This window comes from Flavobacterium sp. ACAM 123, assembly GCF_000264055.1.
GTDB lineage: Bacteria > Bacteroidota > Bacteroidia > Flavobacteriales > Flavobacteriaceae > Flavobacterium.
Genome location: NZ_AJXL01000111.1, coordinates 1 through 12,102 on the forward strand (window position 1 = coordinate 1; position 12,102 = coordinate 12,102).

Annotated in this window: 9 protein-coding genes; 3 read left to right on the top strand and 6 right to left on the bottom strand. The window is 34.6% G+C overall.

The genetic code is table 11. The features are described 5' to 3' along the window. Positions 1-1,198 (bottom strand): LETM1-related biofilm-associated protein (locus A3SG_RS0115480; RefSeq protein WP_016990915.1); only part of this gene is annotated, 1,198 nt, incomplete at its 3' end. Positions 1,199-1,303: 105 nt separating this feature from the next. Then, positions 1,304-1,831, bottom strand: a complete 528-nt coding sequence (locus A3SG_RS0115485) for a superoxide dismutase family protein (RefSeq protein ID WP_016990916.1) — start codon at positions 1,829-1,831, stop codon at positions 1,304-1,306. 811 nt (positions 1,832-2,642) lie between these two features. Between A3SG_RS0115485 and A3SG_RS0115490 the strand changes: the two genes are divergently transcribed. From A3SG_RS0115490 to A3SG_RS22495, 3 genes are read left to right on the top strand one after another with little or no spacing between them, the layout of a single operon-like run. Beyond that, complete coding sequence (locus A3SG_RS0115490) at positions 2,643-4,268, top strand: BCCT family transporter (protein WP_016990917.1); 1,626 nt, start codon at positions 2,643-2,645, stop codon at positions 4,266-4,268. A 2-nt stretch (positions 4,269-4,270) separates the two neighbouring features. Continuing rightward, positions 4,271-4,639, top strand: a complete 369-nt coding sequence (locus A3SG_RS22490) for a universal stress protein (RefSeq protein WP_232226399.1) — start codon at positions 4,271-4,273, stop codon at positions 4,637-4,639. 34 nt (positions 4,640-4,673) lie between these two features. Further along, on the top strand, positions 4,674-5,129 hold the full coding sequence (locus A3SG_RS22495) for a universal stress protein (protein WP_232226400.1): 456 nt from the start codon (positions 4,674-4,676) through the stop codon (positions 5,127-5,129). 381 nt (positions 5,130-5,510) lie between these two features. Here the strand turns inward: A3SG_RS22495 and A3SG_RS0115500 are convergent, their stop codons facing one another. From A3SG_RS0115500 to A3SG_RS0115515, 4 genes are all read right to left on the bottom strand, one after another. Beyond that, complete coding sequence (locus A3SG_RS0115500) at positions 5,511-7,301, bottom strand: acyl-CoA dehydrogenase family protein (protein WP_016990918.1); 1,791 nt, start codon at positions 7,299-7,301, stop codon at positions 5,511-5,513. A 92-nt stretch (positions 7,302-7,393) separates the two neighbouring features. Beyond that, positions 7,394-8,575, bottom strand: a complete 1,182-nt coding sequence (locus tag A3SG_RS0115505) for an acetyl-CoA C-acyltransferase (protein ID WP_016990919.1) — start codon at positions 8,573-8,575, stop codon at positions 7,394-7,396. Positions 8,576-8,667: 92 nt separating this feature from the next. Continuing rightward, positions 8,668-11,058, bottom strand: coding sequence for a 3-hydroxyacyl-CoA dehydrogenase/enoyl-CoA hydratase family protein (locus tag A3SG_RS0115510; RefSeq protein WP_016990920.1), 2,391 nt, complete (start codon positions 11,056-11,058; stop codon positions 8,668-8,670). Continuing rightward, positions 11,042-11,509: a MarR family winged helix-turn-helix transcriptional regulator gene (locus A3SG_RS0115515; RefSeq protein ID WP_016990921.1), complete on the bottom strand. Its 468-nt coding sequence runs from the start codon at positions 11,507-11,509 to the stop codon at positions 11,042-11,044. Before A3SG_RS0115515 ends, A3SG_RS0115510 begins: the two co-directional genes overlap by 17 nt. Positions 11,510-12,102 lie beyond the last annotated feature (593 nt).

Sequence of the window (12,102 nt, forward strand, 5' to 3'; positions counted from 1 at the left end):
AATCTATATCTAAATTTTCATTGAAAGCGGATGGCAATAATTTCGGGATAAATTTAATCAAAATCGGTAGCAGCAAACTACCACCAGGAAGCAGAAAGATAGTCAATGAAGGAACGGTTTTACAAATGTCCAGCAACTGTTTCTTTACTTTTTTCTTTTCTCTTTCATCTAAATCTCTCCTTGTGGAGATTGCCAAAAGTATCATTAAGTCTCTGCTTTGAATAATTTCTTTGACCAATCTATTTTTATTTCGTGTTATTAAGGTAATTACACTTTGAGTTGTCTGGTCATAAAAATGTTTAACAGGATTCGAGTAATTGAAATAAGGAATTTTACTTTTATACTTTGTGATAAATGTATCAGTGCTTTTTATGCTTTCTGTTACAAACGCATCAGAAACGGCAATCTGTTCTGCTAATTTGTGTAAAAAATAAGTCTCTTCATTTTCAATCTTTCCATCACTCCATAGTGTCATTCCCGCTATATCAATTATATAATATTTTTCTAGTTCAGACTCAAAATATTCCAGATTAAGTTCTTCCAAGTTTTGAACACTTACTTTTGAGAATTTACTATAGCGAACTGAAGCTTCAAATAACTTAATTAATAAATCGTCGTATGTGGATTTATTTGATTTGGTTTTCAAAGCAAGGGAAACAACACTAATGACCGCTTCCTCAATTTTTTTTAAATATTCCTCTGGAATCGCACCGTAAGTTAAATATTGGCGAAAAGCCAAAACATCAATAAAAAGCAATGCATTCGTTACAATATGAGAAAAGTTTTTGCTGAAGATGTCAATGTTGGTTTGAACTCTATCATCGATTATTTTCTCTAAATTTAGAGAAGTAGGACTATCAGGTAATATTTTTTTTAATAAATTATATCCTTTAGGAGTCATTTCATTATAAAAGTCTAAAGCTTTTGTGAGAAAATTTTCAGGATTGTGGTCATGTGTAGTTAGTCCGTAAATAGCATAAAGTGTATTTAGCAGGGCGACTTTAGGTATTTCGTTTTGAACCCAGCCTTTCGTATTTATGGGAACTGTGGTTTCAAAAGAGACAATGTGACCATAAATGAATCCTGTTTTTCTAATAGTAGTGTAAAATAAATTAGGACTCTCGTAAACAATTTGTTCCTTGAGTTTTTGTTTTGTAAAATATTTGTCTATCCAACCGGATGCTGAAGGGTTAATCATCGTTTATTTTTAATAGTACAAAGCTATACTATTTATGGTTGTGTTATTAAATTAAAATATACATGCAGGAGTATAAAAAGCTACATGTATATCTGTATTGTTAAATTACTTGATAATTGCTGAGCAGGCAACTCTTGCTCCCGCATCACCGGAAGGTTGAGAAACAAAATCATCATTTCCTTCATGTACAATCAGGCCTTTTCCCAGAATATCTTTTGTTGGGTCTCCTGATCCTATATTCCATTCATCTGTAGTCAAAGCGATTGTGCCGTTACCGTTTGCGTCAGCAGTAAAGTTTCCAATATCTCCTTTATGGTATTCACCAACACCCCATTTTCCATGTTTCTTAAAAGTAGGGTTCCAGTGTCCTCCAGCTGAACTTCCATCTGCAGCCGAACAATCTGATTTTTCATGGATATGTATGGCATGAACTCCAGGCTTTAAGCCTGCTAAATTTGCAACGAAAGTTACTTTACCTTCTTTTTCAATAAAAGTAGCGGTACCAGAAACAGTACTGTTGCTTTTTGCTTCAAAATCAATAACTAATTTTTTAGAATCACTGGAACTGCTATTTGTTTTACAACCAATAAGTACAGCAATCAGTACTACAACTGAAAATATTATTTTTTTCATGATATTATATATTTTTAAATTTATATAAAATTACATAAATTAAATAGACATTAAATTTTTATTCGGATTAACTTACCTATTTAATAAAGTATAGTAAGTAGCTATCATATAATAGTGGGTTAGGATGTAAGCCTAAGTTGTATCTTATTTATAATGGAGGTAATAAGTAATCCTGCCGTTACGGACATAATTAAGAGACCATTATGTGATTGTGATGCTCTTTGATTACTCAAATCCCATCACAAATAAGCTGTAGAATAATTTCGCTAGTGGTTAATAATCAGGTTTTTAATATAATAAATACCAATTACGTATTATTTTATTCTTATATTTGTGTTATTCTTGGTAATTAATTCTATTCCTTATTTATGGGTCGTAATGCATCTTTTTTGACTAAGTTTGCAGTCCAATATTTTGATTTTTTTTGAAGACTGTTTTGATTGGACAGGCTGCTATTGATTGAAAATCTTTATTCATTTACTTATTTAAGTTTTTTTAATATCCTTATTGCTGTATTTGGTAACTTATGTACTTTGATTTGCTTTTATGCAGATAACTGCCCCCAGATTTACTTATTTGTAGATGAATATACTCGGAAATTTATTCGTTTTCGAAGTTGTGTATTTATTTATCATGCTATGGTTTGAATTATTTCTGTTTAAGGAGGCAATTAGGTAGACGTTTTTAAAAGACAATCGAGATGCTAAATAAAAAGTTAGTATTAATATTGGATGTTGTTTTAAGTATTATTTATAAATGGAGAGTTACAAACTCTCAAAGAAATTAAATTACATCAAAAAAAAGATGAATTATGGCTAAAAAGATTATAAGAAGTGATGAAAAGAAATCCATTTTTGGATTAGATGTCAATGGACCGGTGTTTTTTACCTCTGCTATTACAATCATCATCATAATAGCGTTGACCCTTATTTATAAAGAAGGGGCAGAAGAGGTTTTTACCGCAACTCAAAATTTTGTTGCAAACAAGGCGGGTTGGTTTTTTATACTAAGTGTAAATGTTTTTCTGATATTTATGATTTATTTGGCTTTCAGTAAGTTTGGTCAATTAAGAATAGGAGGACAAAGTGCTAAACCTGAATTTAAAACCCTTTCGTGGTTCGCAATGTTATTCAGTGCGGGAATGGGAATTGGATTGTTGTTTTGGAGTATCTCAGAGCCTATTTATCATTTTCTTAGCCCGCCAATGGCGGAAGGAGGAACTGCTGAAGCAGCTAAAGAAGCTATGAAATTTACTTTCTTACATTGGGGTTTTCATGCTTGGGCAGTGTATGCATTAGTAGGTTTATCTTTGGCTTACTTTACTTATTCTCGCGGACTTCCATTAACTATTAGGTCTATTTTTTATCCTTTTTTAGGAGATAAAATTTACGGTAGAATTGGAGATGCCATAGATATTTTTGCTGTTCTTGCAACTGTATTTGGTTTGGCTACTTCTTTAGGTTTGGGAGTTCAACAAATTGCAGCAGGATTAGAGCACTTATTTGATATCGACAGTGGTGTACAAACTCAAGTTCTTTTAATTGTTGGAGTAACTGCCGTTGCTACTGTTTCAGTTGTTTTAGGAGTAGATAAGGGAGTGAGAGTTTTGAGTGAATGGAACATGAGGGTAGCAGCGCTATTTCTTTTGGTTGTAGTTGTACTAGGACCAACAATATTTATTTTTCAATCCTTCGTACAAAACACTGGGAATTATATATCTGGTTTTTTACAGGTTGCGACTTGGACAGAAAGTTATACTGGATCCAATTGGCAAAATGCCTGGACCGTATTTTACTGGGGATGGTGGATTGCTTGGTCTCCTTTTGTAGGTATGTTTATTGCTCGTATTTCAAAAGGACGTACTGTGCGTGAGTTTATTTTGGGAGTTTTATTGGTACCGTCTATTGTGACTTTTTTCTGGATCTCAGCCTTTGGAAGTTCAGCCGTGCATCAAGTACTGCTTGGTGATGATACTATTGCAAATGCCGTGAATGATAATGTTGCAACTGCTTTGTTTGTTTTCTTAGAAGACTATCCTTTTGCATTTATTCTTAATATCATTGCAATAATTTTAATTGCTGGTTTCTTTGTTACTTCTTCAGATTCTGGATCTTTAGTTGTAGATAATTTAACTTCTGGAGGTAAAATTGACGCGCCAGTAGGACAAAGAATATTCTGGGCTCTTGCCGAAGGTGCTGTAGCTGCAGCTCTTTTAATAGGTGGTGGTTTACAGGCGCTTCAGACGGCTACAATAGTCACTGGATTGCCGTTTGCTCTTATTTTAATAGTTATGTGCTTTTCGCTTTATAGAGGATTAGATGAAGACTTCAAGAAACTCAAAAAGCGGGAATCGCAAAAAGAACTGGAAAATTATGAGGAAATAGTCTCTGAACTAGTTAAAAAGCAAAATAGTAATCAGCAAAACAAAAATCAATAATTATGGCTGAAATAAAAAACATCTTGGTCGCTTTAGACCTTTCAGATATCGATAATACCTTAATTGAGTATGCATCATATATTGCGGATACTCTTAGGGTTAAGAAAGTGTACTTTGTACATAATATTAAAAAATATGAGATTTCGGAATTATTTGAAGAGCAGTTAAAGGATATCAACCTTGACGAAATAATTGGGGATGAGTTAAATGAAAAGGTGGCAGAAAAATTTAAATCTTCAGTAGAGTGGGAAGTTCTTATATCAGAAGATCCTTATTCAGAAGCTTTAATTAATTATATCGTCAATAAATATGAGGTGCAGCTTGCTTTAATTGGAAATAAAAATAAGATAAAAGGTAACTGGAGCTGTTAGCGGTAAATTGCTACGTTTGCTTAAATGTAACATTTTGTCTATCCCGAGAGGTGTAAAGCCAGTTATTAGTAATATTTGGGCAGGAACAGATTTTTCAAGTGCGTCACACAAAGTTTTTGAAGTTGCTGAAAATTTGCAGAAAGCCACTGAGGCGAAAGTAAAAGCAGTACACGTTTATAATGTTCCGATTCAATTCTCTCCATATATTCCAAAAGAGCATCTTGATAAAAAGGTAGAAATTCATTTAAATGAAAAGTACGAGAAATTTATAAAGAAGATTGGATATAATGGGGTTCTAACTACAGAAATCATTGCTGGTAGAGAAAATGGAGTTGCAGAGAAAATGCGTAGCAAAGCTCTAGTAGCTAAAGTAGATCTTATTATTGTAGGAGATAAAGGTAGAAACACGTTCTCTTCTTTACTTATAGGAAGCGTTACTGAGGATCTTTTTAACCATGACTTGGAAATACCTTTATGGATTGTAAAGTAGAAGTAGCAAATACGATTTAGAGCTCTCAATAGATATTTAAATTTAAAACCCGTAATCGTCTGTGATGATTACGGGTTTTTTAATAAATAAATGTTGAAAAAAAGAGGCATATGGCCTAGAAGGAATAGTTCTCTTCTGATTTTAATTTGATAGTAATATTTCTTTTAGTATGGATTAGGATACTCAAATAAGGTTGTAATGTATCGCATTATCTAAGAAAATAGGTCTGTTGTTTATATGGGGTTTGATGGTATGGACGATTTATGCTGTTACTTAATAATTGATTAACAAAAAAAGAGTATAAAAAGACAAAAGCCACAATCATCAAAGGTGATTGTGGCTTTTTTTAACAAATAAATTTAATAGTAAATGTCTTAATATTTAGAAACAATATTCATTTTCTGATACTAATTTCTTAGTAATTGTTTCTCTTAGTGCAACAATATTTGGCATATTGGTATATTTAGTGAAACGTCTTAATCCCATCAGCATCATTCGTTGTTCATCACCTTCCACAAAAGAAATAATACTTTCTTTTCCTTTTTGAGTTACAATATCTACCGCTTGATACAAGTATAATTTTGCCATTGCAATTTGTTCTTGCACTTTGTCTTCCCCTTGATTCTTTGCCAGTTTTTCTGTTCTAAGAATAGTACTTTCAGCCATATATACCTCAATTAACATATCTGAAGCTGCCATCAATAATTGTTGGTGTTTGTCTAAATCTGGACCAAATTTTTGAACGGCACTACCTGCAACCATCAGAAAGGCTTTTTTCAATTTTCCAACCATTTCTTTTTCTTCTGCAAATAATTCAGAATAATCAGGAGTTTCAAAAGAGGGAATACCTATCAACTCTTCACCCACTTTTGTTGCTGGTCCTAGCAAGTCAACATGTCCTTTCATCGCTTTTTTGATCAACATCCCTACAGATAGCATTCTGTTGATTTCGTTTGTACCTTCATAAATACGAGCAATTCTGGCATCTCTCCAAGCACTTTCCATTGGGGTATCTTCTGAGAATCCCATTCCACCATAAATTTGGATACCCTCATCAGCACAGTTTTGAACATCTTCAGAAACAGCTACTTTTAAAATTGAACATTCAATAGCATATTCCTCAACACCTTTCAATTCCGCTTCCTGATGTGTACATCCTGTTGCTTCATGGGCAGTTATTCTGTCTTCAATGTCTTTTGCCGCTCTGTAAGAAGCACTCTCATCTGCATAACAGTTCATAGCCATTTCCGCTAATTTAGAACGGATAGCTCCAAACTCTGCAATAGGCGTATTAAACTGTACTCTTTCGTTCGCATATTTAATTGAATTTGAAATTACTCTCCTTTGTGCATCTAGGCAGGCGGCTGCTAGCTTAATACGGCCCACATTCAAGGCGTTCATGGCTATTTTAAAACCATTTCCTCTTTCAGAAAGCATATTTTCAACAGAAACTTTAGTTTCATTAAAGAATACTTGACGAGTAGAAGAAGCACGAATACCTAATTTGTGTTCTTCTTCGCCCATTGTAATACCGTTGTCAGCATCGTTTTCTATGATGAAACCCGTAATATTTTTATCATCTCCAATACGAGCAAACACAATAAACAAAGAACAGAAACCTGCATTAGAGATCCACATTTTTTGTCCGGTAATGGAATAATACTTTCCATCTTCTGATAAAACGGCCTTTGTTTTTCCTGAGTTGGCATCAGATCCAGCTCCTGGTTCAGTAAGGCAGTAGGCTCCAAACCATTCACCTGAAGCTAATTTAGGTACATATTTTTGTTTTTGCTCTTCTGTCCCATATAAAGTTATTGGTAGAGTACCAATTCCCGTATGTGCTCCAAAAGCAGTTGAGAAAGATCCAGTTGCACCAGAGATGTAATCACAAACCAACATTGTTGATACAAATCCCATCCCTAATCCGCCGTAAGCTTCAGGAACTGCAACGCCTAAAAGACCTAAATCTCCGGCTTTTTTCATACACTCTTCTGTGTAGGCATAATCCTTTTTTTCAAAACGATCTTTGTGTGCCCATAATTCTTTATCTACGAACTCTTTTACAGAGTCACGCATCATTAATTGTTCTTCTGAAAAATCTTCAGGAGTGAAGATGTCTTCACATTTAGTTTCTTTTACGATGAATTGTCCACCTCTTGTTACGTTGCTCATTTTGTGTTATTTTAAATGACAGTTTTTTAATAATATTTTTTATAATCTAAATTCCTCCTCAGCTTGGAAGACAAAAAGAGGGAAACCATAGTCTACATTAATTCGTAAACTCCCGCACTACCTTGGCCTGTTCCCACACACATGGTAACAATTCCATATTTGTCACCGCGACGTTTCATTTCGTCGAATAGTTGAACAGATAATTTAGCTCCAGTACATCCCAGTGGGTGTCCCATAGCGATTGCACCACCATTTACGTTCACGATATCGGGATTTAATCCTAATTCACGGATAACCGCCAGTGACTGTGAGGCGAAAGCTTCGTTCAATTCAATTAAGCCGATATCATTAATAGATAACCCAGCTTGTTTCAATACTTTTGGTACTGCTTTTACAGGTCCAATTCCCATTATTCTTGGTTCAACTCCTGCAGAAGCAAAGTTTACTAGTCTTGCGATAGGTTCTAGATTAAGTTCTTTTACCATTTCTTCACTCATAACAAGTACGAACGCAGCACCATCACTCATTTGTGATGAGTTACCAGCTGTTACACTTCCACCAGCTTCAAAAACAGGTCTTAAACCGGCCAAAGCTTCTATAGAAGTTCCCGCTCTAGGTCCTTCATCTTTGTTTACGACATAAGATTTAGTTTCTTTTTTCCCTTTTTCATTAATAAACGTTTGGTCTACAGTGATAGGAACAATCTGTTTGTCAAATTTACCCTCTGCTTGCGCTTTTAAGGCTTTCATATGAGAGTGATAAGCAAATTCGTCTTGATCTTCTCTAGAAACCTTAAATTGCTGCGCAACTGCTTCGGCTGTTAAACCCATTCCCCAGTAGTAATCTTCGTTTCCTGCTTTGGCAACAGCATAATCCGGAGTAGGTTTGTAACCTCCCATCGGAATAAAACTCATGCTTTCAGCACCACCTGCAATAATACAATGTGCCATTCCTGACTGGATTTTGGCTGTAGCCATACCTATTGTTTCTAATCCAGAAGCACAGTATCTGTTTACAGTTACTCCAGGAACATCTTCAATTTTTAATCCCATTAAAGAGATTAAACGTCCCACATTAAGTCCTTGTTCTGCTTCAGGCATGGCATTTCCTACCATAACATCATCAATACGAGTCTTGTCAAAATCAGGAAGTTCATTCATCATGTATTGAATGGTTTCTGCTGCTAACTCATCAGGTCTTTTAAATCTAAACACGCCTTTTGGAGCTTTTCCTACGGCTGTTCTGTATGCTTTTACTATATAGGCTGTTTTCATCTTTTTATTTTTTTAAGAGAATAGAAATAGATAGTAGAAAATAGACTTTGATTGTTAAATAAATCTATATTCTTTTCTCTTTGTTCTATTTTCTAGTTACGAAGTGGTTTTCCTTTGGTTAACATATGTTGGATTCTTTCCAACGTTTTTCTTTCTGTACATAAAGACAAGAAAGCTTCTCTCTCCAAGTCTAATAAATACTGTTCAGAGACCAAAGTGGCTTCAGATAAATCACCACCAGCCATTACATAAGCCAGTTTATTTGCGATTTTTTTATCATGTTCTGAGATGTATTTCCCTGCTTCCATTTGATCTGTTCCTACTAAGAACATACCTAATGCCTGTTTTCCAAGTACTTTTACATCCTTTCTGTGGATCGGTTGTGTATATCCGGCTTCAGCCATTAATAAAGCATGCTTCTTAGCTTCGGCAATTTGACGATCTTTGTTTACAACAATGATATCTTTTCCTTTTTGTAAAAGTCCGCTGTCAAATGCTTCATATCCAGAAGTAGATACTTTTGCCATAGCAATGGTTAAGAAATACTCTTGTAATACATTTAGTTCCACGTCATTTTTATGAAATAAATCAGAGGCTCTTAACGCCATTTCTTTAGATCCACCACCACCAGGTATGACTCCTACACCAAATTCCACTAATCCCATATAGGTTTCTGCTGCCGCAACAACTTTGTCTGCATGCAAACTCATTTCGCAACCACCACCAAAAGTCATTCCGTGAGGAGCAACTACTACTGGAATTCCAGAGTAACGCACACGCATCATCGTATCTTGGAATGTTTTGATTGCCATATTCAATTCGTCGTATTCTTGCTCAACGGCCATCATAAATATCATTCCGATATTAGCACCTACAGAAAAATTCGCTGCTTGGTTTCCAATAACAAGACCTTGATATTCTTTTTCAGATAGATCGATTGCTTTGTTGATTGCTTGTAAAACATCACCACCTATAGTGTTCATTTTTGATTGAAACTCTAAATTCAAGATTCCATCTCCTAAGTCTGTGATGATAGCACCGGTATTACTCCACACTTTTTTGCTTTCGCGAATGTTGTTCAAGATAATAAATGAATCTTGTCCTGGAATTTTAGTTTGTTCTTTAGTTGGGATAGTATAGAAATAAGTGGCTCCTTCTTTTAAAGAGTAAAAACTTTTGCTTCCTGAAGCCAACATATCATTTACCCAGTAAGCAGGGGTAAGGCCCTCCGCTTTCATGATCTCAATCCCTTTTTCAACACCAATAGCGTCCCAAATTTCGAATGGACCATTTTCCCATCCGAAACCGGCTTTCATAGCATCATCAATTTTGTATAGCTCATCTGATATTTCTGGAATTCGGTTAGAAACGTAAGCGAACATTCCAGCAAAACTCTTTCTGTAAAATTCACCTGCTTTATCTTTTCCTTTTACCAAAACTTTAAATCGATCAATAGGTTTATCGATTGACTTAGTCATTTCTAAAGTAGCAAACGAAGCTTTTTTAGCCGGACGGTATTCTAAAGTGTCTAAATCCAACGTTAGAATATCTTTTCCTACTTTTTTATAAAAACCTTGACCTGTTTTACTGCCCAACCATTTGTTTTCCATCATTTTATTGACGAAATCTGGTAATTTGAATAATTCATGCTGTTCGTCGTTTGGACAGTTTTCATAGATACCGTTTGCAACGTGTACCAAAGTGTCTAAACCAACGACATCTACTGTTCTGAAAGTAGCCGACTTTGGACGCCCGATCACCGGTCCGGTTAACTTGTCTACTTCTTCGATAGTTAAGCCAATCTCTTTTACCAAATGGAATAAGCTTTGAATACCGAAAATTCCAACACGGTTTCCAATAAAGGCAGGAGTGTCTTTAGCAACAACCGAAGTTTTTCCTAAAAATTTCTCTCCGTATATCGTAAGAAAATCCAATACTTCTTGAGAGGTTGTAGGACCAGGGATAATTTCAAATAATTTTAAATAACGCGCAGGGTTAAAAAAGTGAGTCCCGCAGAAGTGTTTCTGGAAATCTTCAGATCTTCCTTCACTCATAAAGTGAATAGGAATTCCCGATGTATTTGAAGTAATTAAAGTACCTGGTTTGCGGTATTTCTCTACTTGTTCAAACACTAATTTTTTGATATCTAATCGTTCTACAACAACCTCAATAATCCAATCGACATCAGCAATTTTTGCCATATCATCGGTTGTGTTTCCAGTTGTAATGCGGTTAGCGAATTGTTGGGTGTAAATAGGAGAAGGTTTTGATTTCAAAGCAGTGTTTAAATGCTCATTTACCAATCGGTTGCGAACAACGGTACTCTCTAGTGTCAATCCTTTTTTTGTTTCTGCCTCAGTAAGTTCCCTAGGAACAATATCGAGAAGTAAAACTTCGACTCCAATATTGGCAAAATGGCAAGCAATCCCCGAACCCATTATACCGGATCCGATTACTGCAACTTTTTTAATTGTGCGTTTCATTGTCTATTTTTTCAGGTTGATTAAATATATTTTTATTTTGAATTAATTCGTTGATCGTTTCGGAGACTTCAATAAAATGCTGTAATTTTTCTTCCGTAATGTGATTTTTCACCGTGTCATTGAATTTTAAAACAGTATTTTTTGATAAATCCCTTTTTTCTTTACCTAACTCAGTCAAGTAAATTAAAACGCCACGACCATCATCTGGGTTTTTTTTGCGGATGACTAAGCCTTTTTCTTCCATAGATTTTAAGGTTCTAGTGAGGCTGGTAGCCTCCATTGCCATTTTTGGTCCCAAAGAAGTAGAAGGAGTACCTATGTTTTTATCCATGCTCAGCAAAGCAAAACCCGTCGCCATTGTAGCGCCGTACTTTGATGCTTCTTCATTGTACATTCTTGAGACAGCTTGCCAGGTAGCTCTTAATATGTAATCTATTGTTTTATCTTTCATCTCTAACTATATCGATTTCAAATATAATAAAAAATACTATGCATGCATAATAAAATTAATTATTTTTTGTTAAAACATAATTAACATAAAAAAAACTCTACACAAAAGGAGAAGTCTACGACGGAAATGTAGCGCTATCAAAGTTTTATTTAAGCTTTCCGTTGACAAAAGTAATTGATGTTCTTGCACAAGCGCCAGTTACTATCGCAATAAGAATAGCAATAGCCATATTTTCATAATTTATGAGGATAGTGGAGTATAAGAAATAATATATCGACTAACTGGAAAAAAAGTCAAATATTGATCTTATGTGCTGACCAATGACTGGATTATTAATGATCGAAAACCGATTCATTATATAGGAAGCAAAGAAACCGTAAGTCATACCTCCTAGAAATATAAACAGTAAGTTCATATATTCATTTTGCAGGAAAATATCTTTAAAAATAACTCCATATAATAACCAACCTAATAAAAAGTAGACAATCCTTTAATCAACACTCTTAATAATATTTTCTTTCCTTTTATGAATTATAAGTTACTCATTATAAGAATATCGATAGGATAAAAAATAATTAATAAAGACAGTAGAA